The following is a 22,858-nucleotide window of genomic DNA, read 5'->3' on the forward strand; positions in this document are numbered from 1 at the left end:
CCATGACGACCCAGACCCGGGGCACCCTGCGGGACGTGCTCTATACCCTGTTCAGCTACCGCTGGCTGACTCTGCTCACCTTCGTGGTGGTGGCGGGGGCGGGCATCGTGTTCACCATGCTCTCGCCCAGAATCTACGAGGCCAGCTCGAAGATCAATCTGGCCATCAACTACGAGCGTCTGCGGATCACGCAGACCGAGGCCAATACCCGACTGAACGTGGAACAGATGGTGGCCACGGAAATCGAAATCCTCAAGTCCTGGACCCTGCTGGAAACGGCCATGGATACGATGGAAGCACACGGCAAGCTGCCGCAGGGCACTCTTTCCGGTGCGGTGATGGCCAACCTGCGGATCGAAGCGGTGCGCAACACCACCTTCATCGAAGTCCGCTACCGCAGTTCCGATCCCGATTTCTGCCGGGACATGGTGAACCAGCTCGTGCATTCGTATTCGGAGTTTCGTCAGAACGCCGGTGAGAGCGACGACCAGTTGAGCAACTACGAGAAGATGATCGGGGACATCGACCAGCGCATCGAAGAGTCCGAATCGGAACTGTCGGAGTACAACGCCGACCGCGACATCGCGATACTCAGCGCCCAGCAGGGGCAGGAGCTGGACCAGATCGGCAAGCTGAGATCCGGGCTGCTCGAGCGCGAGCTGAGTCTGGCCCAGGAGAACGCGCGCCTGCAGTCCATGCAAGAAGTAGAACGCAATTTCGATCCGGTGAAGATCCAGCCGGACCTGCTGGTGGCCAACGGCCCTCTGCAGAGCATGTTCAACGCCTACAACGAGCTGTATCGCGACCGGCTGATGAAGTCCTCGATGTATACCCCCGAGAACCCCGAAATGAAGGTGCTGGACCAGCGTCTGGGGCAGATGAAGGCCGAACTCAAGACGCTGTACGCGACGTCCATCACGGGCCAGCGCCAGAAACTTGCCCTGCTTGAATCCGAAAAGGCCATGCTGCAGCAGCAACTGGTCAATGCCACGCAGCGCAAGCGCGAACTGTCGCGCGCCAGCAGTCGCCAGGCCATCCTCCAGAAGAAGCTGGACGACCTGCAGTCGGTGCGTACCGTGATCAACCAGAAGCTGGAAGAGACCCGGATCCTCTCCGTGAGCGCCGACCGGATGGAGATCCAGCAGATCTCGCCGGCGCAGAGGCCGATGCAGCCGATCAAACCCAAGGTGCTGTTCAACACGGTCGCCAGCCTGCTGCTGGGGCTGGTGCTGGCCTTCTCGCTGCCCTTCTACCTGCAGGTGATGGACAGCCGGGTACACACGGACATGGACGTGTTCAAGTCCACGGGTCTGCACACTCTCAGCGTGGTGCGCCTCTACAAGTAGCGAGATCCAGAAAGGACGCGCACATGATCCGGCGGCCACTCCTGTTGCCTTCCATCGGAATTCTGCTCCTGCTGGTCGGTTGCTCCTGCGACGATGAAAAAGCCGGCTGGAGCTCCCGCACGATCGGAGGTCTGCAGTCCGAGACACTCACGATTGGCGATCACACGCGGGTCACGGTGACCGAATCCGTGTCCTTCACCGAAGGCAGCAACCTGGTGCTCAGCGGCCAGGTGGAGTTCCTGATGTCAGCGAACACCAGCCTCGAGCTGCCCGCGGACTTCTCGGTGCCGGCCAGTGCGGGTGTGACCTTCCGCCCCGCCGATGCCACACCCTGGCAGAAACTGAAAGTGAGCCAGGCACAGGTCGATCTGCGCAACCTGACGATCCGGGGCGCCATCATCGGCCTGGACCTCAGCGGCTCAGGCGCGGCGACTCTGTCCCGCCTGACGATCTCCGAATGCGAGCAGTACGGACTGTACGCGGTCAGCCTGGACAGCCTGATCATCGAAGACAGCCGCATTTCCGACTGCGTCTCCGATGGCGCGCACATCAAGTTCAGCAAGACCCGGCTCTCAGGGGTGAGCGTGACAGGGTGCGCCTTCCATGGTGTCTATCTGCTGAGCGGACAGTCGCTGCTCGAGGATTGCACCCTGGCCAACAACGGCCTGACCGAAAATGGCAGCGGAATCACCGTGGACGGGACCGACAGTGCCTACTCGATCACCCACAGCCTTTTTGATGGCAACTACTATGGTCTGCGGGACACTGCCAACCGCGCTGTGATCCTGACCCAGTGCCAGTTCAGCAACAGCGTCTACTTTCCCCTGCTGTTCGCCCATCCCTTCGCCGACCGCGTCTTTCTTGAGCAGAACAACATCCTGCCCGGCCCAGGCGGGCGGCGCGTGGAACTGGCCACCACCGGAGCCTATCTGCCAGGACGCTATCTGCCTGCCATGCGGAACTGGTGGGGCACGACCAATCTGGAAGACATCGTGTCTTCAACCAGCCTTTCCGGAGATGGTCGCACCACCGCCAACTCAGATACGGTGCGAGTGGAGCCGATTCTTCTGGAGCCGTTGCCAAGCGCCGGTCCGCGCTGATGACCGCGGAGATCGCAAAAGAGCGGCACAGCCTGCTGGATCTGATGTTGCCGCTGTACGTGTTCCTGATGGTGCTGCTGGACCCATTGCCCACCGGGCATCTGATAGCCAACGCGATGTTCGTGCTGGTCTTCGCGCTCTTCCTGCTGGAACAGTTTTCCGGACAGACCAGATTGCGCGTCACTCCGGTCGCCGCCCTTTTTGTGCTGACCATCATCGGACATCTGCTGCCCATCCTCATGGGCAAGGCGATCTATCTGGATCTGGCGACCGATGGAGTGACACAGGCAAGCCTGCTGGTCTTGCTGCTGCTGTTCTTCTCCAGCACGCTGGAATCTCCGACAAGGCTGAAGAACTCCCTGCTGGCCGTGACACTGGCATTCATGGGAACCTACATCTGGGGACACCTGATACTGCAGCGCGAACTGGCCGGCCGCGCCATGGCCCTGTATGAGAATCCCAACGCAGCCGGTATCTGTGCCGTCTACACCTTGTTCTGCATCCGCATCCTCTGGGACCTCAAGCGAGATTCGAATGGGCGTCCACTGCTGAATGGCTGGCTGATCCTCGTCAGTCTCTGTGCCGTTCAACTGATCCTGGCGACACAATCGCGCAAGAGTCTGCTGGTGATCGTGCTGTTTCTCGGCTGGGAGGCGATCAAGTGGTTCAGGCGTTCCCGCTTCAAGATCCCCATGCTTGGGTTCGCGATGCTGGCATTGATGGCTTTCAGCACAACGCTGTATGTGCTTCCCGATGCCCCGGTGTTGAGGCGATTCAGCAATGCCTGGCGCACCTTCACCGACCCCACGGTCACGGCTTCGGAAGAGGATTCGGGCATCCTGATCCGATTGGAATTCTATCGCACGGGGCTGCAGATCATCCGGGAGAACCCGATCATCGGACAGGGTGTGGGTGCCTTCCGTGCCTTGTCCAACCAGCTGTCGAACGCCATCACCGAAGATCGTGTGACCCACTCGACATTTCTGGATATGTACATCGAGGGTGGCCTGCTGGCCTTCGTGGCCTACGTCGCGATCTTCGCGTCCCTCGTGAGGCTGCTCTGGCGTCGCCGCAAGGAACGCAGCACATACGTGCTGCTGGGACTGTTCGTGCTCTTCGCGGCCGGCCTCGAGTTGGGTTCCTGGCGCTACATGGACAAATTCAAATGGATGCTTCTGATCGCCATGTATTACATCGGTCGCGATGGCCTGTTGGAGCCCGAGGCTGAGCTCACGGCCGAAGAAGTTCATGAAACCGGTTTGCCGAACACTGCCGCCGTCCCGCGCCTGCAGGAACCCCTGCGGTGACATCCTCGAATCGATTTTCTGCGGATTGCCGGGTGCTGATCGGTGGCGACCTGTGCGCGATCCAGCGCAATGAAGCCGCTTTCATTCAAGGCGATCGCGCACACTTGCTGGGACCATTCGACAAGGTCTTCGCGTCTGCCGATCTGCGCATCCTGAACATCGAATGCCCCCTGATCAGCAGGCCGGATCCGCTTCCCAAGACCGGACCGGTACTTGGCGCACCCCGGGAAGCCATTGTGGGCATCCTGGCCATCGGCGTGGATCTGGCCGTTCTGGCGAACAATCACATCATGGATCATCGGACGAGCGGCTTGCTGAGTACTCTGGAGGCGCTGGATGACGCGCGGATCTCCCATGTGGGAGCAGGCCCCGATCTGGACGCCGCCTGGACGCCAGCGTTCGTGGATCGCTGCGGGGTGCGGTTCGGAGTGTTGGCCGTTGCGGCACACGAATACAGCATCGCGGGTCCGAATTCAGCCGGAGCAGCCCCCATGGACCCGTGGGAGATGGAGTCCCGGGTCAGGGCCCTGGCGAAATCCTGCGACTTTCCCATCCTCTTTGTTCACGCGGGCCCCAACAAGTACCCATGGCCCACACCGCGTCTGCAAATCCTGTGTCGCAAGTTGGCCCAATGGGGGGCGGGGATCGTCGTCTGCCAGCACAGCCATATCGCGGGCGCCATGGAGTCGGTGCCGGGTGGCCCAGCTGGCCGTGCCACGCTCGTGTATGGTCAAGGCAATCTGTTCTTCGATCTGGGAGCACGAGGTGAAAGTGAATGGAATCGAGGAGTCCTGCTGGATGTGGCCATTCAGCGTGAGACACTCGACCACCAGGTCGAATTGCTTCCCTATCTCCAATCCGTCGATGGGGCGGGTCTACAGGCCATGTCGGACGACAGGCAGAAGCTCTGGTTGGAAGCATTCCACAGACGTTCCCGCGATTGCCAATCGCCAGAGATCATCCGGAGTCGTTACCAGGACTGGGCGACGTCTCGCGAACATGAGACACTGCTGCTGTTGCTGAGTGACAATCGATATCTCAAGTGGCTCAATCGCAAGTGGCCCTGGGCGGGTCGCGTGTTCTCCAGGCGCAGGCGAAGACTGTATCTGAATCTTCTGCGCTGCGAGGATCACCGCGAATTGCTTGAGACGCTGTTCGAGATGGATTGATTGCCCGCTGCGCTGGACAGAATCTCCCGATAGAGGTCGAGCAGAACCACTTCCATTCGATCCCAGTTCCAGTGCTCTTCCACAGCCTTCCTTCCCGCCTTTCCCATGCGAGTCATGCCCGAAGGATCGGCAAGTACATTCAACAGGCATTCCTGAAGCGCAGGCCGATCCCCCGCGGGATACAGAACTCCAGCAGCTGATGTGTCAAGAAAACGCCGGATGGGTGGCAGATCGGCTCCGATCACCGGAAGCTGGCAGGCCATGTACTCAAACTGTTTCACGGGAATGTTCTTGCGGTATTTCTCGACCGGCAGAAAGGGAACCAGCCCCAGATCCGCGGCCGCAATCCAATTGACCACATCCGAGTGGGCGACCCAGCCCACACACTCCACATGGTCCTTGAGCCCAAGCTCGGCAATGAGACGGTCCACGTTCGTCCTCAACGCCGGTCGCAGGTTGCCCACCAGCAGCAGCAGGGTCTCGGGATGTGTGCGTCTCACGGCATCCATCGACTCGATCATCTGCAGCAGGCCCCGGTCGATGCCCATGGATCCCTGATAGATCAGCAGCCGGCGACCCGAGCGCTCGGCGCGGATCTGGTCTACCCGCTCCGGGTCGGGCACGAAGAGCTCGAGGCGCGGAAAATTGTAGATGACCTCGCAGGGTACGCCCGTTGCGGCAAAGCTGTCGGCAACCGGTTGGTCGGCCGTGATGATGGCATGGCACAAGCGCACCATCCCCCGCTCGAAATGGTGGACAAGCCAGGTCCCGAACGGCTTCAGCCAGTTGGGGATGCGATCGCTCAATTGCACCTGGTCGGGGTACATCTCGTGCGCATCGTAGACCAGTCGTGCCCGTGTCAGCAGGCGCAGAAAGGGCACGGCCAGCAGCAGTTCATAATCATGGAAGTGGATCACATCGGGGCGCAGGGCACGCATCCGGGCGATGGCCCGGGGAATGGCCCGCAGCCGCCCGCCGACACCGCGGGCCGCCCCCAGGGAAATCCGCTGGACTCGCTCATCGACCTTGGCCCACTCTTCCGCAGTGCCCGGAGCAGCCAGCCACAGCTCATCGGGGCGTTTGAGCAGGCTGAGCACTTCCTTGTAATACACCCGGTCATCGGCCGGTCCGTGTCCCGTGGTAAGCACACAGAGTCTCATCCAACACTCCTGACCGCGTGGCGATCCAGCAGTTCGTGGTAGATGCGCAAGTGCGTGTGCGCATTGTTCTCCCATGAAAAACTCCGGGCGATCGTTTCAAGAGCGCGCTGGCCCCAGCCTTTTGCCCTGACCGGATCGGACATCAGCGCACCCAGTGCCCGGGAAAGGTCGTCCTGCGATCTGGCTTCCACCAGCAGACCATTTTCACCGTCCCTGAGAACTTCTGGTATGCCCCCCACCCTCGTGGCCACACAGGGCAGGCCGCAGGCCATCGCCTCCAGCAGACCATTCGGCATGCCTTCCGCCCAGGAAGGCAACACGAAGGCATCTGCCGAGCGCAACATGCTTGCCACCTTCGCGTGCTCCACACGCCCCGGCGCCAGAATGACCTGATCCGCGGAAAAGGCCGAGATGCGTGAGAGCAGCTCGGCACGGAAGCCACCATCGCCCACACAGAGCAGCACCCAATCGGGAAACTGACTGCGCACGGCAAGAAAGGCCTCCAGCAGCTCCTCGACGCCCTTGTCCCGCTCGCAGCGTCCCACGAAGACCAGCACTTTACGCTCGGTCGGCAGGTCCAGAGCGCGCCGCAGGGCGTTCCGGTCCTCGGCCGGACGGAAGACGGTCTGGTCCACGCCATTGTAGACCACCTCGGGCCTGACCTGGCCATCCGTGTAGCCTGCCGCCACCTTCGACAGCGCCTGGCTGACCGCCAGGCAGCGACCCGTTTCCCGCAGCACCTGCCGGGTGAATGCCATCCGTCGAACGTGAGTGTGCGGATACTCGTTCAGGTCACTGCCACGCGCCGAATTCACGGTTGGCACATCGAACACGCGACCCAGACGGAGCGCGGCCAAGCCATCCGGTGTGACTGTGTGGGAGTGAATCAACTGGAATGGGAACTCGCGTCGCATGTCCCTCAGGGCCCACGCCAAAGGGTAGGACATCAACCTGCCCGCCCAGGGCTGGAGGCCACGCAGCGGAATCTGCGGATAGCGCACCCGGCGCACGGGAACTCCTTCCCATGTGTCTTCAAGAGGAGTTTCCCCGAACTGACGCCATTCCGGGCGGAACCAGAGCACGCGCGGTGCCCAGGGCAACGGACTGACCACCCGTGCATCCACGCCTGCATGTCTGAGAGCCTGGACATGGCGATGGATGAACACCCCCGCGGACTCATGCACGCGCGAAGGATACATGTGGGACAGTACCAGAACCCTGAGGTTGGCCTTCCCGGATGCCTCACTCATGAAGGCTGCACCGCGATCGATTCACCCAGTGACGCCAGCACCAGCTGTACTCTCAGATTCGAGCAGGCATTGTAGTACCAGTACCCTTTTTCGAATGTCCAGTCGCCATTGGCATCGCGGAGCCAGCGGCCCAGATTCTCCTGTCCCAGCTCCCGATCCCTGGGTTTGCTGCCGAAGACCGCATGCAGCTCATTCACCAGATAGCGGCCATCCTGTGTCTCGAAGTAGTCGATGTTCATGCTGGTGAATCCGGCACGCTCCGTGATCTGCCAGGTCCGCTCGAGCAATTCGATCGGGGGACGCTCCCAGCGAATGGTTCCTGATCCGCTGTGCAGGCCGTCCGCTCCCGGTACCTTGTACCGACAGAAGAAGTTGTTCCCGACGCGTACGATGCGCCATTCCTGGACAGCGGGCAGATACTCCTGGAAGAAGACATGCCCCCAGAAACGATCCCGGTTGTCTCCCCGGGGCACCACGATTCCAGAGCGGAAGGCCTTGAGCACAATGGCCCGCGCACGAGCCGGATCCCGGACGATTTCCACTCCCGCAGCCGCCGCGCCAAGATCGGTCTTGTATACAAGCGGATAGGTCGCTGCTGCGACAAAGTCGAGAGCCTGCTGTTCGTGAAGAAAGACCCATGTGCGTGGGTGTTCCACCCCATTGGCAAGCATCCAGTCCCGACTTCGGCGTTTGCTTTCATAGAGCCAGACTGCCAGCGGATCAGGGTACACCACTTTGCCCAGAGAGCCGGTCAGCACGGCGATGCGCTCATCACAGACCGTTTTCCAGAGAGTGTTGGCCACGGTAGGCCAGACCATGAACGCATCGCACTCGCTGCTCCTGATCCGTTCGATCCAATCTTCGGCGAAGAGGTCGATCACGCGGTAGGACACATTCAGTTCCTGGCAGGCGGCCATGATGTTGCGGTGATGCTGGGCCGGGTCGCGCAGGATCCCCAGACGGTGCTGGCTGCTTCCCGTGTACTCCCACTCGGCAGGGGTGCCTGCCCATGGGTTCTGACTGAGCCAGAGATCCTGCTGGATCCGGTGCATGGGTGCGTGCCTCCGGATCAACCGGATCACCCATTGTGGAATCAGCGCACGCAGGCCCTTGCTTGCGCTCCAGCGCCGCACAAGAGTACTCATCGAGACTCCTCTTCCCGAAGCAGATCGGAGTGGTTGATGGATGTCCGGGTTCTCGCCTCAAGCCGATGCAGCACATATCCCAGCGAAAAGGCCAGAATCCGCATCGACGGACCGGCCAGATAGCTGTTCCAGTCCAGAGGGAGTTCCAGACGCTCCAGTTGTTCCAGAGCGCGTGCCAGAATCGGATGTCGGCTGATCAGTGCATCCGCGGCCTGCCTGGACCCGGAAGTTCGTGCCATGCGCCTCGCAAGCGCCAGTTTCAGCGGATTGGGAAGCCAGGCCCGGATCCCGGCGCGCAAACTGTGCTTCAGCGGAATCCGACTGAAATCGTGTCCGTAGTTGGACGGCAGTGAGGCCAGTTCAGGATTCAGCGCCTGGATCATCGCGGCTTCGAACTTCCCGCTGACACCCAGATGAGCGCTGGATGCCAGCGCATTGCGCAGCACGCGGCGATCACTGAAGGGCGTCAGATAGACGGCAAGCGTGCTCTCGACACTGTTCCTCACTCCATGCCAGTTCGAGAGCCAGACTTCACCGTAGTAACGGCGGGTCTGACGAAAGTCCAGACGCCGTGTGCTTGCCAGTCCCAGTGCACCCAGGATCGCGGCTGTCTGACGATTCACCATCGACTCCCGGGCATCCTCCGCCGCCACGCAGCGAAGATTGCGATGGTTGATCACATGGTAGGCGACCCAGGAGCGGGCGTCCATGCTGCCGACTGGCCTTGTGTAATTGTAGTTGCGGAAAATCTCGCCGCCCACACCGCTGAGATTGATGCCCATCCGGCCAAGAGCACGCACCCTGTACTCGGGCGTGTACTCATGCTTGAGCAGGTTCATCATCTCGACCGCATGGCCATCGTAGAAGGCGAAGCTGCTGGACAACACGGCTTCCAGCTCCTCGGGTGGCATTGCCCCGGGGGCCGTGGTGACGAGTTCGGCCAGAGGAAGGCCAAGCCGCTCCGCCAGCATCCGCGCGATCACGCGATCACGATCGTCTCCCTCCTTGACATGAGTATGACACGAGAAGGGAATTTGCCCATCATGGGCCAGCAGAATCAACAAGCGGCTGTCATACCCGCCCGAGAGTCCCATGTCGACTCCGAGGGTGCGGGTCAGACCCCGGCACAGCGCCAGATGCTCCTTGAGGCTTTCAAGCTGGAACTCCACATGAGCAGCCAGCCCGCCACGCACATCGGGAACAGTCGACACATCCACAAGCTGTGCTTCGAAGCGGAAACAGCTTGCTGTCAGGGGCGGGCTGGCCGTCGTGACCAGGCGCAGGTCCTCGAACACTGTCCGGGGTGCAACCAGATACCCGCTGGTGAGAAGATCCAGACACGCTGCTCGATCGATGGTCCAGGGTTCCGGGAGGGCATGCAGGACAAGCAACTGGGAGCTTGAGAGCACCCGCCCACGCGAATCCTGGAAGAGGTGATACAAGCCCGAAGGATCCGAAATCACACGAGGGACTGCGTCGCGATCGGAGCGGTGAAAGATCAGGCAGAATGCCCCGGCCAGCCGGTCGGTCCTCAGGGTATCCTCCAGCAGATCATCCATCAGCCGTTCGAGCGCCTCATCCCAGCTCAGCCCGTCGTACACCAGCGACCCGGTGACCGCAAGCAACGCCCGATGGGCTCCAGAGAGCTCCCGCTGACACAGGTTCGAAAGCGTCAGATGACGCTTTCCCGCCAGATGCAGGATGCTGGATCCCAGCTCCAGTCTTTGTACGGAACTGAACCCACGCTGAGCGAACACCTCGGCAAGGCCGCGCTCGTCCATGCGCTCATCTCTGGCGTGCAGCAGGAACGCACCCATCAGGCTCCCCCTCCCCGGCGTTCACGCCGGAAGCGGTCGATGGTGCGCAGGGCGAAGTAGCGCAGGCTGCGCGAGCGCATGAAACGGTAGCAGGGGACCTGCTCGCCGCCCATGATGGTATAGAAGTCTCCCACGCCGGGCAGCATGGAGCCTTCGAAGTCAAAGACCATGCCCTGGCCCAGGAAGTGCTGGATGCCCGCATCCATCAGCAGCATGTTGATCTGGCGCAGCACGCCATCGACATCGCGACGCACACCGTTGACCAGATTCCAGGCCCGGCGGTGGTCGTGCACCAGGACCGATCCGCCCAGCAGTTGGCCCTCACGGTCACTGATGCGCACACAGGTCCAGAAACCCTCCCCCGGGTCGCGAAACAACCCGCGCAGTACGTCGTCGCGATGCGTGAAGGACTTGTGCTCGGCCGTGCGGGCCCACATGTCCAGCACGGGGGCCACCTCGTGATCCAGACTGAGCACCAGTTCGCCCCGCTCCACCATGCCCTGCAGTTTGCGCAGATAGGCCGCCTTGCGTTTGACGATGTTGCCCAGGTACTCTTCCACCGAGCCACGGACTACGTGCGTGATGCGCACGTCGCTCTGCCAGCCGCGCCAGTGCCATGGCAGAGGATCGTGGTGTCCCGTGGGCAGGATGAAGTCGGCGTGTGGCACGCGGGGCAAGGCGTCCAGCAAGGCGCCCAGCCAGCCGCGCTCCTCGGTGCGGGCCGCACCGCGCTGCTTCTTGTCCGAATCCAGCACCAACGGGCCGTAGCAGGGTGTGTATGGCGGAACATGCCAGCCCGACACTCCGAACTTGCGCCGGCGCAGCAGGGCGGCACCGGCGACGATCCGCCCCTCCTCGCGGGTGAGGTATACCTGGAGCTCGCCGCCCACCCGGTCAAGCCAGCGGGTCGTGTGAAACAGGGTGCCCCGGGGATGCTCGTGCACCCAGTCGTTCCACTCGGACCAGCGGTCCCTGGGCAGCAGGGTCGTCTCAATCGCCATCGGGCTCACCTTCCTCGACGCTCAGCATCAGTTCCTCCGGGTCGGCATCCAGACGGGCGCCCACGGATCGACAGAGGGCGATGATGGTTTCGTAGACCTCGTACCAGCGCTCGTCCACCGCGAACACCTCGGGATGGATCAGCAGAGAGATCGCTCCGCCGCAGGCGGCCGCGGCCTTCAGGCGCTCTTCCAGATCCCGCATGGCCGGCCCGGGATCGAGCTGGGTGCCCGCCTGTTCCATGTAGACCAGTGGAATGGCGGTGATGCGCCCCGGGCGGCCATTGGCCAGGTCCCATAGGCGGAAGGGGCCGCAGACCCCGTTGCGGAAGCCGGTGCGACGGCTGTAGCCCAGGGTGAAGTCCATCGCCAATCCGGCCGCCTCGAGCTGCTGGCAGTGGCGGTGGATGTCCAGCCGCAGATAGTGGTTGCGCTGGCAGCGCACGGCCAGGCCGGTGGCCCGGCGGATGCGCTCGGCCTCCTCAAGGTAGCCATCGCGCTCGGCCACATGAAAGCCGCCGTGCAGTCCGATGACACCGCCCGCGGCGCGGATCGCTTCGACCGCGTGCCGTGCGCTGCGCCAGTGGATGTCGGTACGGCTGTCGTAGCGACCCAGTCCGGCCGGTCCGGCGATCATGAAGTAGACGCCGCGTACTCCGTGTCGCTGCTCGATCTCCAGCAGGCGACGCAGGCGCCGGGGCATCAGGCCATGGTCCAGTGCTTGACCCAGTCCCAGCCAATGGCGCCGGTTTCCGCTGAGCGTGCCCCGCGCGGCCTTGACCAGCGAAGTCAGTTCCAGACCGGTGGTGCGATCGACATCGTGAGTCAGGAACACGGTCAGCGGTGGGACCCCCTCTCCGGCCCCCAGCACCTCACGGGCGCGCGCGCGCAGCCAGGGCGTGGAAATGTCATGGATCGGCGCGCTCTGGTCGGGGCGGCCGAAATGGTCGCGCGGCAGTTCCAGTTCGGCAGACAGACTGAGCACCGCGAACATCCGGCTCAGTTCGGCCTCTTCCAGCAGGCAGCGTTCACCACGCCACAGCGAAGGGCCGGGAGCGAGCTCAACCCTCAGCGGCGAGTGATCACCCGCCTGGCGCTGCAATTCCTTCACCAGCCAGCTCAGTTCCCGGCGGCGCGAGTCGGGCACCTTCAAGGTCAGCGCATTCATATGGCCACCCGCAGCGTGGCCCGGCGGATGCAGAAGAGGCCAATGAAGAACAGCAGGATGCGCGAGAAGGCGAAGCCCATCGTGATCGCCACGAGGGGCTCATGCCTGTCGAGGAACAGCTGGGGCAGGAACCAGGCGCTGGCCAGATTGAAGACCGTGTACACCGCCAGCCAGTCCCAGGCCTTCAGGCTGTACAGGCTGTTGATCGAGATGCGTGTGCCCATGAAGGCCCCGGCCACCAGAGCCCACTGAACCGCCGGAATCGACTGGGTGTAGTTGGCGAAGTAACTGCGGATGATCCAGGGAAAGCAGAGAATGCCGATCAGCACCAGCGGGGCCGCCATCAACATGTAGTACACGCTGGATTTCCAGGACATGGGCCAGAGTGCGCCCGCGCTCTTGCTGTTGCCCAGCCGGAAGTTCATCTGGGGAAAGATGTACGACCCCAGTGATTTGGGCAGGATCATCATCAGCCCCAGCACGGCGGCAGCCGGAGAATAGAGTCCCACCATCAGGACACCGTTCTCGCGGGCCAGCAGCAGCAGACGAGGGAAGGTGTCCACGGTCTGCAGCAGGTAGCCGAATCCGAACATCGGCGCACCGATCCTGAACAGGGCCCAGAGATGTTTGCCATTGAGCGCCGGGCGCACCCGGATGGGACGCCAATGATGCCGCATGCTGGTGCTGCAGATCACAAGAGTGGCGAAGCGGATCACCAGACCCGGGTAACCCCAGAAATACACGATGGGCAGGCTGGCCAGCGCCAGACAGCTGTCGACGATCTGGATCACCGAGATCTGCTCGAAGGCCCGGTTGGCCCGGTAGGTGGTTCCCAGATAGGACTGGTAGATCGTCAGGCCGGAGGTCAGGAAGACCACCATCATGCTCAGGCGCAGACGGAAGCCCTCGACGAACCAGGGAATCGAAAGGCCGCCCAGAATCAGCAGCCCCAGGCCGATCAGCGCCACGCTCTGGGCACTGGCCGCCAACTCCTTCACATAGTCTTCCTCGCCGCGCCCCAGATGAAAAGGCAGCTCGCGACTGAGCCCGGTGATCACACCGGTCTGGAAGATCAGTGCCCAGGTCTGGATGATCAGCACCGATTGCCACAGTCCCAGCTCTTCGGGCGGCATCCAGCGGATCACGATGATGCCCGCGACCATGCTCACCACGCTGAGCATGGTCGAACTGAAACCGAAGCGCAGGAACGTTCCATGTCGGGACGCCACATCCCGGATGCGCTGGATCATGAACTGCTCCCGTCACGTGATGCGGGCAGCAGCGAACGCAACAGTGTGTCCAGTTGGCGGGCGAGTCGGGGCCAGGAGTAGGCATCCGCCTGAGGTCCACGCCCCGCCCGGCGCTGCAGAAGCTCCTTCAATGCCTCCGCGATGCGGGCGGGATCCTCACCGGATACTCCGATGCCGCTGGCGGCGTGATCCAGAATCATGCGCGCCTGGCTGCCATCGGGGGAAACCAGCAGCACGGGGCTTCCCAGACCGATCACTTCGAAGAGCTTGCCGGGCAGATTGCCCAGAATGCCCTGATCCACAGACTTGAGCACCGAGGTGACCACCACATTGACCGCGGCTCCCTTGGAGGCCGCAAAGGACTCGGCCTGGGGCACTTTGCCGTGATCCACCAGCAGACCCTCCGCCCCGCAGGCTGCGGCTGCCTGGCGCACCTGGCCGCTGTCGACGCCGTAGTAGTGAAAGCGCAGGTCCGTCCACTGCCCTCCCGGCTCCTCATGCAGCATCCTGACCGCTTCAAGCACGGGTTGGATCACCCGGTGTGGTGGATAGAAGCGCCCGGCGTAGACGATCGCGGGGTGCTCGAACTCTCTGGCAGGGACTGGGTCCAGCATCTCAGGATCGAACCCATTGGTCAGGGCATGATTCCGTTCGGCCCCGCCGAATGCGCTGACATGAATCGGGACCAGCATCGGGCTGACATGCAGGATGGCCGCGGCCTCCTGACAGACCCGGCGTTCCTTGCGCACCGTCCAGGGCCTGACCGGCACCGTGCGGAAGTCGCGCAGGGTCCATGGATCACGATAGTCCAGGACAAAGGGACAGCGCAGCCTCCGGGCGAGCAGCCGGGCGGCTTCGAAGGAGGCGAAGGGTGATCCACTGGCCAGAACCAGATCGATGCTGCCGGCCGGCAGATGCTTGGTGGCATTCAGGATGGGCCGGATCCACCCCGCCCCATCATCGATGTCCAGCCAGCGTGCCACACGGCGAGCGATGCCTCCGAAGATTCCGGGCAGTCCCGGGCGTTGTCGCAGCAAGCCCGGGACCAGGCTGCGCCAGTCATACCCCGTAGGAATCAGCTGAATGCCTTCCTGTCGGCAGAATTCGACGGCCGCCTCACGGTTCGATGAGTCCCGCAGCAGATCCGGGTGCGGAGCCAGCACCGTGATCTTCCAGCCGCAGCGAGCAAGATGTCGGGCGATGCTGGCCATCCGGATGGTGGCGATGTTCGCCACCGGCGGAAAACTGCGGGCGATGAACAGCAGGCTGGGCCGTGATGAACTCATGGATTCCCGGGACTTTGTGATGCGAAGGCACCCCGTTGCCCACGCGACGCGCGGAAACGAGGTGCCTCAGGACGTCATGCACACGAGAAGAACGTCAGACCTTGTGGAACTCGGCGATGGCGTTCACCACTTCCTGGATCTGGGCGTCGTTCAGCTCGGGGTAGATCGGCACCGCGATGCTCTGGGTGGCGGCCACCTCGCTGATCGGGAACTGGCCCTTCTTGTAGCCCAGGTACTGGAAGCAGTCCTGCTCGTGGAAGGGCACGGGGTAGTAGACCTCATTGCCGATGCCGCGCTCGGTCAGGAAGGCCCGCAGCTCCTCGCGGCGGTCGGTGCGCAGCACGAACTGATTGTAGATGTGGCGACGGTCGGCGAATTCCTTGGGCAACGCGACTCCACGGCGACCCGTCATGTCCAGGGTGGTGGAGTCGAGGCTGGCGGGGTCGACCACCAGGCCCGCGGCCTTCAGCTTCGCGCGGTAGAGGTCGGCGTTCTTCTGGCGGCCTTCGGTCCACTGGTCCAGCTTCTGCAGCTTCACCAGCAACACGGCGGCCTGGATCGCGTCCAGCCGGAAGTTGCCGCCGATCACGCGGTGGTAGTACTTGGGCTTGCCACCGTGCACGCGCATGATGCTGAGAGTCTCGGCACGCTTGGGATCGTTGGTGACCACGATGCCGCCGTCACCGGCTCCACCCAGGTTCTTGCTGGGGAAGAAGCTGAAACAGCCGTAGTGGCCAATGCTGCCCGCGCGGCGATTCTTGAACTCGCAGCCGATGGCCTGGGCACCGTCCTCGATCACGCACAGGTTGTGGCGATTGGCCACCTGCATCACACCGTCCATGTCGGCCATCTGGCCGTAGAGGTGAATCGGGATGATCGCCTTGGTCTTCGGGGTGATGGCGGCCTCGATGCGCGCGGGATCGATGTTGAAGTCCACCGGATCGATGTCCACGAACACGGGAGTCGCACCCGTGCGGGTCACGCAACCGGCCGTGGCGAAGAAGGAATAGGGCGTGGTGATGACCTCGTCGCCGGGGCCGATGCCTTCGGCCATCAGGCTGATCAGCAGGGCATCGGTGCCCGAGGAGACGCCGATGGCGTGCGCGGTCTGGGTGTAGGCCGCAATCTGTTCTTCAAGCGCCTTGACCTTGGGGCCAAGAATGAAATACTGGCTCTCCAGCACTTCCAGCACGGCCGCGTTGGTTTCTTCGCGAATGGTCTGGTACTGGGCCTTGAGGTCGAGCAGTGGAACACCCATCGGTGTGTCTCCTGGTTTGAATGACGCGAGCAACATCTCGCGAAGTGTGGTCTCATCTTCCGGGTGCAGCACGCTGCGCCCTGGGGAATTCTGCACCGCGGCAGGCCCGATCATGGCACGACGTGCCGTGATGCGTCACCCTGGCACACGACGGGATCTCAGGCGTTCTCGCCCGTCAGGCGCTTGCCGTGGACGATCTGGTCGTAGAATTCGCCGCCCTTGGTCATGCTCTCCGGCAGGGGGGCTTCTTCGTCGATGTCGAGGCAGCGCAGTTCGCCCTGGGCGTTGACCTTGTAGCGCAGCTTGCTCTCGGGACAGGTGTACACGCCATCGGCATCGGGCGACTTCAGTGGCAGACCGTGACGGCTGACCCAGCAGATCTTGCGGGCGGGCACACCCACCATCATGGCGTAGTCCGGCACATCCTTGGTGACCACACTGCCGCTGCCGATCAGGCAGTAACGCCCCAGCGTGATACCGCAGACGATGGTGGCATTGGCGCCCACCGAGGCCCCGCGACGGATGATGGTGGTCTCGTACAGGCTGTGGCGATTCACCTGGCAGCGCGGATTGGTGACATTGGTCATCACGCAGCTGGGCCCCAGGAAGACATCGTCCTCGATGATCAGCCCGGTGTAGATCGAGACGTTGTTCTGCACCTTGACGTTGTTGCCGATCACGGTGCCACCGTCGATGTTGACGTTCTGGCCGAAGACGCACTTGCGGCCGATCTTGGCGCCCTTCATCACATGGCTGTAGTGCCAGATCTTGGTGCCCTCGCCGATCTCGACCGGCTCGTCCACGAAAGCCGTGGGATGGGCGTACCACAGTTTCTTCTCGGCGGGGGCCGCGCTGCTCAGCTCTACCGGAGCGCCCTTGCGCCCCAGCGAGACCTGGCAGGCATCCAGGATGCGCAGCACGTTCTGGCCTTCGACCCCATCGCTGACCGGGGCCTTGCGCGTGTGACAGCAGTCGAGGAAATGACTGCATTCGGCCTTCAGCGGTTCGCCCGCGGGCAATTCCACGATTTCGGCCTCGGCTTTCACGGCGGTGGGGATGCGGTCCTTCCACTCCACCTTGTGCGGGTAGAGCAGCAGCTTGTTCTCGGCGGTGTCGTCAAACACGGCCATCTTGTCGGCGCCCACCACCACCAGACGCTGCTCCTTGAAGGGATGCAGCCAGCTCACGAAGATGTGGGCCTTCACGCCGCTGGCGAAATCGAACTGGCTCACGGTCACGTCGGCCACCTCGGGGTTCAGCCAGCCATTGCCCTGACAGGACACGGCCATGGGCACCTCGCCCATCAGACCCAGGATCACGCTGATGTCATGGGGCGCGAAACTCCAGAGGATGTTCTCCTCGGTGCGGATCTTGCCGATGTTGAGGCGGTTGGAGTACAGGTAGCGCACCTGCCCCAGCGCACCCAGCTGGATCAGTTCCTTCAGTTTCAGCACGGCCGGGTGATACTGGAGGATGTGCCCCACCATCAGGATCCGGCCTTCCTTGCGGGCCGTGTCCACCAGCTCCTGCCCCTGTGCCACACTGACGGCCAGGGGTTTCTCGACGAAGACATCCTTGCCCGCCCTGAGTGCCTTCAGCACCACGTCATGGTGGGTGATTGCGGGAGTGGCCACGGCCACGGCCTTGATCTCGTCGTTGCGCAACACCTCGTCGAGCGAGGATGTGAAGCGGACCTTGGGGTACTTTTCGGCGACCGTCGCAGCCAGCGCGCTGTTCGCTTCGCAGACCGTGTGCAGTGCACCCAACTCGTCGAAGTTGCGGGCAAGATTCTTGCCCCAATAACCCATGCCCACCAGGGCGACAGTGCGGGACATCGTTCTCTCCTGACTGATCCTTCCTGCGGAAGGACGGTGAATGACGCCGGTTTGCAGGGCTGCCGGCGAGCCCGAAAGTCTAACAGCCGGAAACCGGCCTGAATGTGATGCAGGACACTCGGCGCCCTCAGCGGCACGACGCCCCTTCCAGAGCCAGAATTCCATCGATGACACGCTGCTGGTCACTGCGGCTCATCGAACTTCCCGAGGGCAGACACAGACCGTGGGCGAAAAGATCTTCGCTGACCGTACCGCCCACGACCGTCGCCCCCTGGAAGACGGGCTGCATGTGCATCGGCTTCCAGACCGGGCGGCTCTCGATGTTCTGTTCTTCAAGCGCCAGGCGAATGGTTTCGCGATCGCAGCCGAACTGCTCCGGATCGATCTGGATGACGCTGAGCCAGCAGTTGGATCGCCCCCACTCCGGTTGCGGCATGAAGGAAATGCCCGGTCGCCCGCCCAGTTGCTGCTTGTACTGATCGAAGATTTCCCGACGCGTCTTGACCCGCTGCTCCAGAATTTCCAGCTGGCCCAGCCCGATCGCGGCCACCACGTTGCTCATGCGGTAATTGTAGCCCACGGTGGTGTGCTGATAATGGGCCGCGGCGTCGCGGGCCTGGGTGCTGAGGTGGCGGGCGGCATCCATCAGAGCCTTGTCTTCCGAGGCCAGCAGCCCCCCTCCGGAAGTGGTGATGATCTTGTTGCCGTTGAAACTGTAGATCGCGGCCCGGGTGCCCTTGCCCGCAGGGCGCCCCTTGTAGGTCGCGCCCAGGGATTCGGCGGCGTCACTCACCACCGGAATCTCCCAGCGCTGGCAGATGGTCTGGATGCGGTCCAGGTCGGCACACTGGCCATAGAGGTCGGTGGGCACCACGGCCCTGGGCAGGCGATTCTCGCGGTTGGCCCGCTCGAGGGCCTCCTCCAGCAGATCCGGATCCATGCACCAGCTTTCGCGGTCGGCGTCGATGAAGACCAGCTCGCCGCCCTCGTGCACCACCGAACTGATGCTGCCGATGAAGGTCAGGCTCGAGGCGAACACCCGCTGGCCCGGTGCGACGCCCAGCAGGCGCAGGGCCAGATGCATCGCGGCCGTCCCGCTGGACAGGGCCAGCGTGTGGGAGATACCGGTGATCCGGGACATCTCCTGTTCGAAACGGTCCACCATCGGCCCCAGCGGGGCGATGAAGTTGGAGGCGAAGGCTTCGGCGATGTACTCCTGCTCACGTCCTCCCATGTGGGGTGGGGACAGAAACAGGCGTGGGTGACAGACATGCATTACAGATCTCCTGAAAATCCTAGCGCAATTGTTTCCGGTATGCAGGAAAAAAAGACCCCAGATTCTCCTCGAAGCCTGGTCCTTCCAGTTCTGCGCGTCTGCGTGTCAAAAATTCAAAGCGTTCGTGATCTATGACCATCCTGAAGCTGTGAAAATCAGCTTTGAGTGATGAAAATCCTGATTTGAAGCGAAACAATGGATCGGTATTGCTTCCGCCGAGCCCGCCACCGAGGTGCAGAAACCGTAGCCCTTTGTCACATCCCCAATGTCGCAGCTCATGAAACATCAACTTTGAAGGACCCAATTGCAGAAACTCATCACGGGTCCCGCTGAGATGATACTGCAACAGGCCAGACTGACGCATGAACAAAGCGGCGGCAGCCAGCTTGTTCTGAGGTGACAGCACACACGCGAGATGCAGCCTCTCCCCCAGTGCCTCACGAAGCCCATCGAAGTACTCAATGTCGAAATGGTAATACGAAGTGGCGCCAACTCTTGCCATTGTGTCAAGATAGATCTGCTGGAATTCCGGATAGTACTCCCAGCAGTCAAGTTCACAATGGAAGCCTTCTCGAAGAAGCTGACGAATCTGGCCTCTGTGTCTCTGGCGTGTTTCTCGCCAGCCGTCTTCCTCGCTCAGTTGCAGGTCCATGTAAACTGTTTGGCCGTGTGTGAACAGCTCACCGACTGAACGCAATTGATCCAGTGGGATCGAGTACAAAGGATGCAATCGCAGAAAAGCACTGACGATACCCGCCTCCGCAGCAGTTTTTCTGAACCCTTCGAACAATGACACCAAACTGTCTTGCGAATCGGGCAAGGAAACAAGTGGGCAAGGATATCCGTAGGGCGATGCAAGATCCCAGAGAGGTTCATCGGGACTCAGCTCCCCTGGTATGGGTCGCCTCAACAATGGAATGAGTACTCGCGTTCTACCTTGGTTTCCGATGTAATACAATGGCTCAGCATTCTCCTGATCCGCACACAGTTGCAGGTACTCAGGCAAGTGATAGACGTCATGCGACAAGTCTGACAACGCCGTTGCCACTTCTGGGGCATTGCACGAGTAGAAACCGCTTTCAGGCGAGATGTATTGACTCGTATCCCCAACCATTTCAGTCTCTTCGGAGAGCAGTACACGCACTCCGGCTGCTTCAAGCCGAGAACGCCAGTATGCAATGGTTTCGGGATGACAAAGTCCAATGGCCACACTGGTTCCACGAGGAAGACCTTCAGGAGTCCAATGCCTATGGACAGGTAAACCTTGTAGTCGAACAGGTGTAGGCAGGCGTTCCAGGTGCAAATATCCGGAGACATCCTCACGACCAGACTGCAATCTGGAATTGAGACTTCGGGCCAGAGACTGGGCAAAACGCCCGGTTCCAAGAATCAGCGTCTGTCCCAAAAGTCTAGCTCCCATTCGGGCGTTGAGTCTCGCCCATGAACTCTGAAGAAGTAACCTCGCCTGGTTGCGTGATTCCATCTCGTCGCACAAGCTTCCAAACCGTCAAAACAAGGATTCGGAGATCCAGAAGCAGTGATACATTATCGATGTACCAGACGTCCAGGGCAAACTTTGAAGGCCAGTCGATGGCATTGCGACCATTGACCTGCGCCCATCCAGTCACTCCTGGCAACCGCTCATGACGTCGACTCTGCTCTCGAGAGTATCGCGGCAGGTAGCGCATCAGCAGAGGGCGCGGCCCCACAAGGCTCATCTCCCCGCGGATCACATTCAGCAGCTCGGGCAGTTCATCCAGACTTGTGCTGCGCAGCCAGATTCCGAACGGTGTCAGCCGATCCTCGTCGGGCAGCAGGTCACCCGAGGCGTCCCGCGCGTCGGTCATGGTGCGGAACTTGAGCATTTCGAAGGGCTTGCCGTCCTTGCCGGGACGTACTTGGCGAAACAACACGGGCGACCCCAGAAATATCCGGACACACAGCGCGATCACCAGGCAGATCGGCAGGATGAGCAGCATCGCCGGCAGGGTAAGTGCCAGATCCACGAGGCGCTTGCCAGCTTTTGCATAGAATGTCACGCTTCAAGCACCTCACTGAGCAACCGTTCGAACCGGGCCCCAAGGATCGATTTCTCGTGTTGGGATTCGATGAAGGCTCGCCCCCGCTGGCCCATTTCCTGTCGTTCCTCGGGGGACAGCTGCATCAGGTGCTTGAGTGCATCGGCGATCTCCACGGCGGACTCGGGGGCGGTGGAAATGCCGGCTGAGGCCTCGTCCACGGGATTGTTGTACGACCGGACCCCGAAGACCGTTGGTCGGCCCAGGGCCAGGTAATCGTAGATCTTGTTCAGACTGATTCCGTAACGGTAGAGCGGGGAGTCCTTGAGCGTGGCCACGTAGGCGTCCGCCTGCTGAAGGACGGCGTACACCTGCTCCTTGGGCACGGGATCACGGAACTCCACCATGCCGAGGCCTTCGCTGCGCGCCCGCTCCACAAGGGCCGGCTTGGCGGTCCCCTGCCCCATGAAGACCAGCCGGATCTTCTCGCCGTAACCCTGACTCTGCAGGATCGCCGCGGCGTCAAGAATGCTGTCCAGACCGTTGGCCAGTCCGTGGGCACCCGCGTACATCACGGTGAATCGCTCATTCACGGGCGGTGGAGACACAGGAGGCAGCAGCGAGAGATCCACGCCATTGGGCAGCCAGTGCACCTTGGATCGGGGCGCGCCCTTGGTCTCAAGATGCTGCCAGGCGCCGGGCAGCAGGCTGATGATCCGGACCGAATTGCGGTAGACGCGCCGTTCCAGGATGCCCAGCCAAAGAATGAAAGGGTGCCAGGGAGAAATCCCGCCCAGCTCCAGCAGGGTTTCGGGCCAGAGGTCACGCACTTCCAGCACGAAGGGCACCTTCAGCCGACGGGCAAGTATGCGACCGGCGTCGGCGGCAAAAAGGTGCGGTGTGGAGGCCAGCACCAGATCGGGCTGGAATCCTGTGGGCAGGCCCACGCCGCGGCGCACGCGCGAGGCGAAGGACAGCATGTTGCGCACCCGTGCCCCGGTGTTGCCCGCATAGGGCGTGGTGCGCAACCAGAGGAAGGGCACACCCTGCTCTTCCTGGAGCAGGAACTCCTGATCATCCTTGAGGCGCCGTTCGGTCTTGCTGACATGATCGAAACTGGATGCACAGAGCAGTACCTCATGCCCACGGGCAATCAACTCCTGGCAGAGACTGTAATGACGAGTTCCCCCACCCCAAGCTGCCGGAATAGCATATGCATTGATCAGCAGAATCTTCATCGCGCGTGCCGCATCCCGTCCTGTTGCAGTCCCGTGTTCCCATTCACTGTGCGAATCGGCCTGGTCACCCAGTTCTTTTCGGCAGGTTGACCCATCAACTGGAGAGTAGCTCCAATGTGATCAAAGTGTTGCAGCCTACAGATCCTGCCAGTTCCTGCACGATGTCCGGTGGTTTGCTTTCGTCGTGCACACGCACCCCCTGCCGGGATGCGTCCCGGTCAGCAGTGTCTTCCTGCT

At 62.0% G+C, this 22,858-nt stretch carries 18 protein-coding genes; 4 read left to right on the plus strand and 14 right to left on the minus strand.

Going from position 1 to position 22,858, the window contains the following annotated elements:
* Positions 1-2 precede the first annotated feature (2 nt).
* Genes H6678_01545 through H6678_01560 form a run of 4 tightly spaced genes read left to right on the plus strand, consistent with a single transcriptional unit; the run spans position 3 to position 4,922 of the window.
* Entirely contained in the window at positions 3-1,346 is a 1,344-nt protein-coding gene (locus H6678_01545) for a hypothetical protein (GenBank protein MCB9472472.1), read from the plus strand.
* 23 nt (positions 1,347-1,369) lie between these two features.
* Positions 1,370-2,446 carry a right-handed parallel beta-helix repeat-containing protein gene (locus H6678_01550; protein MCB9472473.1) on the plus strand — a complete coding sequence of 359 codons (1,077 nt, stop codon included), beginning with the start codon at positions 1,370-1,372 and terminating at the stop codon, positions 2,444-2,446.
* Positions 2,446-3,753, plus strand: coding sequence for an O-antigen ligase family protein (locus H6678_01555; GenBank protein ID MCB9472474.1), 1,308 nt, complete (start codon positions 2,446-2,448; stop codon positions 3,751-3,753). The genes H6678_01550 and H6678_01555 overlap by 1 nt, the downstream gene beginning before the upstream one ends.
* Positions 3,750-4,922, plus strand: coding sequence for a CapA family protein (locus tag H6678_01560; protein ID MCB9472475.1), 1,173 nt, complete (start codon positions 3,750-3,752; stop codon positions 4,920-4,922). Before H6678_01555 ends, H6678_01560 begins: the two co-directional genes overlap by 4 nt.
* On the opposite strand, the gene H6678_01565 is transcribed toward H6678_01560, so the two are convergent.
* The 14 genes from H6678_01565 to H6678_01630 form a co-directional block, all read right to left on the minus strand.
* On the minus strand, positions 4,883-6,082 hold the full coding sequence (locus H6678_01565; GenBank protein ID MCB9472476.1) for a glycosyltransferase family 4 protein: 1,200 nt from the start codon (positions 6,080-6,082) through the stop codon (positions 4,883-4,885). The genes H6678_01560 and H6678_01565 overlap by 40 nt on opposite strands.
* Positions 6,079-7,332 (minus strand): glycosyltransferase, encoded by a 1,254-nt coding sequence (locus tag H6678_01570; protein MCB9472477.1) that lies wholly within the window; start codon positions 7,330-7,332, stop codon positions 6,079-6,081. The genes H6678_01565 and H6678_01570 overlap by 4 nt, the downstream gene beginning before the upstream one ends.
* On the minus strand, positions 7,329-8,477 hold the full coding sequence (locus H6678_01575) for a hypothetical protein (protein MCB9472478.1): 1,149 nt from the start codon (positions 8,475-8,477) through the stop codon (positions 7,329-7,331). The genes H6678_01570 and H6678_01575 overlap by 4 nt, the downstream gene beginning before the upstream one ends.
* Positions 8,474-10,294: a hypothetical protein gene (locus H6678_01580; protein MCB9472479.1), complete on the minus strand. Its 1,821-nt coding sequence runs from the start codon at positions 10,292-10,294 to the stop codon at positions 8,474-8,476. Before H6678_01580 ends, H6678_01575 begins: the two co-directional genes overlap by 4 nt.
* Positions 10,294-11,295 carry a hypothetical protein gene (locus H6678_01585; protein ID MCB9472480.1) on the minus strand — a complete coding sequence of 334 codons (1,002 nt, stop codon included), beginning with the start codon at positions 11,293-11,295 and terminating at the stop codon, positions 10,294-10,296. The genes H6678_01580 and H6678_01585 overlap by 1 nt, the downstream gene beginning before the upstream one ends.
* A complete protein-coding gene (locus H6678_01590; GenBank protein MCB9472481.1) occupies positions 11,285-12,460 on the minus strand; it encodes a hypothetical protein in 1,176 nt (391 codons plus the stop codon). Before H6678_01590 ends, H6678_01585 begins: the two co-directional genes overlap by 11 nt.
* Positions 12,457-13,710, minus strand: a complete 1,254-nt coding sequence (locus tag H6678_01595; GenBank protein ID MCB9472482.1) for a hypothetical protein — start codon at positions 13,708-13,710, stop codon at positions 12,457-12,459. The genes H6678_01590 and H6678_01595 overlap by 4 nt, the downstream gene beginning before the upstream one ends.
* Positions 13,707-14,996, minus strand: a complete 1,290-nt coding sequence (locus H6678_01600) for a glycosyltransferase (protein MCB9472483.1) — start codon at positions 14,994-14,996, stop codon at positions 13,707-13,709. Before H6678_01600 ends, H6678_01595 begins: the two co-directional genes overlap by 4 nt.
* 94 nt (positions 14,997-15,090) lie before the next feature.
* Complete coding sequence (locus H6678_01605) at positions 15,091-16,254, minus strand: DegT/DnrJ/EryC1/StrS family aminotransferase (protein MCB9472484.1); 1,164 nt, start codon at positions 16,252-16,254, stop codon at positions 15,091-15,093.
* A gap of 158 nt (positions 16,255-16,412) precedes the next feature.
* Positions 16,413-18,089 (minus strand): Gfo/Idh/MocA family oxidoreductase, encoded by a 1,677-nt coding sequence (locus tag H6678_01610; protein ID MCB9472485.1) that lies wholly within the window; start codon positions 18,087-18,089, stop codon positions 16,413-16,415.
* 127 nt (positions 18,090-18,216) lie between these two features.
* Positions 18,217-19,365, minus strand: coding sequence for an aminotransferase class I/II-fold pyridoxal phosphate-dependent enzyme (locus H6678_01615; GenBank protein MCB9472486.1), 1,149 nt, complete (start codon positions 19,363-19,365; stop codon positions 18,217-18,219).
* 19 nt (positions 19,366-19,384) lie between these two features.
* Positions 19,385-20,509 (minus strand): GNAT family N-acetyltransferase, encoded by a 1,125-nt coding sequence (locus tag H6678_01620; GenBank protein MCB9472487.1) that lies wholly within the window; start codon positions 20,507-20,509, stop codon positions 19,385-19,387.
* Positions 20,510-20,774: 265 nt separating this feature from the next.
* Positions 20,775-21,404: a sugar transferase gene (locus H6678_01625; GenBank protein ID MCB9472488.1), complete on the minus strand. Its 630-nt coding sequence runs from the start codon at positions 21,402-21,404 to the stop codon at positions 20,775-20,777.
* On the minus strand, positions 21,401-22,621 hold the full coding sequence (locus H6678_01630; GenBank protein ID MCB9472489.1) for a glycosyltransferase family 4 protein: 1,221 nt from the start codon (positions 22,619-22,621) through the stop codon (positions 21,401-21,403). Before H6678_01630 ends, H6678_01625 begins: the two co-directional genes overlap by 4 nt.
* Positions 22,622-22,858 lie beyond the last annotated feature (237 nt).

Source organism: Candidatus Delongbacteria bacterium (assembly GCA_020634015.1).
Taxonomy (GTDB): domain Bacteria; phylum CAIWAD01; class CAIWAD01; order CAIWAD01; family CAIWAD01; genus JACKCN01.

What these genes read in the sequence shown, in the direction of transcription:
- H6678_01545 (MCB9472472.1), top strand. Translation starts at nt 3, where the DNA reads ATGACGACCCAGACCCGGGGCACCCTGCGGGACGTGCTCTATACCCTG.
- H6678_01550 (MCB9472473.1), top strand. Translation starts at nt 1,370, where the DNA reads ATGATCCGGCGGCCACTCCTGTTGCCTTCCATCGGAATTCTGCTCCTG.
- H6678_01555 (MCB9472474.1), top strand. Translation starts at nt 2,446, where the DNA reads ATGACCGCGGAGATCGCAAAAGAGCGGCACAGCCTGCTGGATCTGATG.
- H6678_01565 (MCB9472476.1), bottom strand. Translation starts at nt 6,082, where the DNA reads ATGAGACTCTGTGTGCTTACCACGGGACACGGACCGGCCGATGACCGG.
- H6678_01570 (MCB9472477.1), bottom strand. Translation starts at nt 7,332, where the DNA reads ATGAGTGAGGCATCCGGGAAGGCCAACCTCAGGGTTCTGGTACTGTCC.
- H6678_01575 (MCB9472478.1), bottom strand. Translation starts at nt 8,477, where the DNA reads ATGAGTACTCTTGTGCGGCGCTGGAGCGCAAGCAAGGGCCTGCGTGCG.
- H6678_01580 (MCB9472479.1), bottom strand. Translation starts at nt 10,294, where the DNA reads ATGGGTGCGTTCCTGCTGCACGCCAGAGATGAGCGCATGGACGAGCGC.
- H6678_01585 (MCB9472480.1), bottom strand. Translation starts at nt 11,295, where the DNA reads ATGGCGATTGAGACGACCCTGCTGCCCAGGGACCGCTGGTCCGAGTGG.
- H6678_01590 (MCB9472481.1), bottom strand. Translation starts at nt 12,460, where the DNA reads ATGAATGCGCTGACCTTGAAGGTGCCCGACTCGCGCCGCCGGGAACTG.
- H6678_01595 (MCB9472482.1), bottom strand. Translation starts at nt 13,710, where the DNA reads ATGATCCAGCGCATCCGGGATGTGGCGTCCCGACATGGAACGTTCCTG.
- H6678_01600 (MCB9472483.1), bottom strand. Translation starts at nt 14,996, where the DNA reads ATGAGTTCATCACGGCCCAGCCTGCTGTTCATCGCCCGCAGTTTTCCG.
- H6678_01605 (MCB9472484.1), bottom strand. Translation starts at nt 16,254, where the DNA reads ATGGGTGTTCCACTGCTCGACCTCAAGGCCCAGTACCAGACCATTCGC.
- H6678_01610 (MCB9472485.1), bottom strand. Translation starts at nt 18,089, where the DNA reads ATGTCCCGCACTGTCGCCCTGGTGGGCATGGGTTATTGGGGCAAGAAT.
- H6678_01615 (MCB9472486.1), bottom strand. Translation starts at nt 19,365, where the DNA reads ATGCATGTCTGTCACCCACGCCTGTTTCTGTCCCCACCCCACATGGGA.
- H6678_01630 (MCB9472489.1), bottom strand. Translation starts at nt 22,621, where the DNA reads ATGAAGATTCTGCTGATCAATGCATATGCTATTCCGGCAGCTTGGGGT.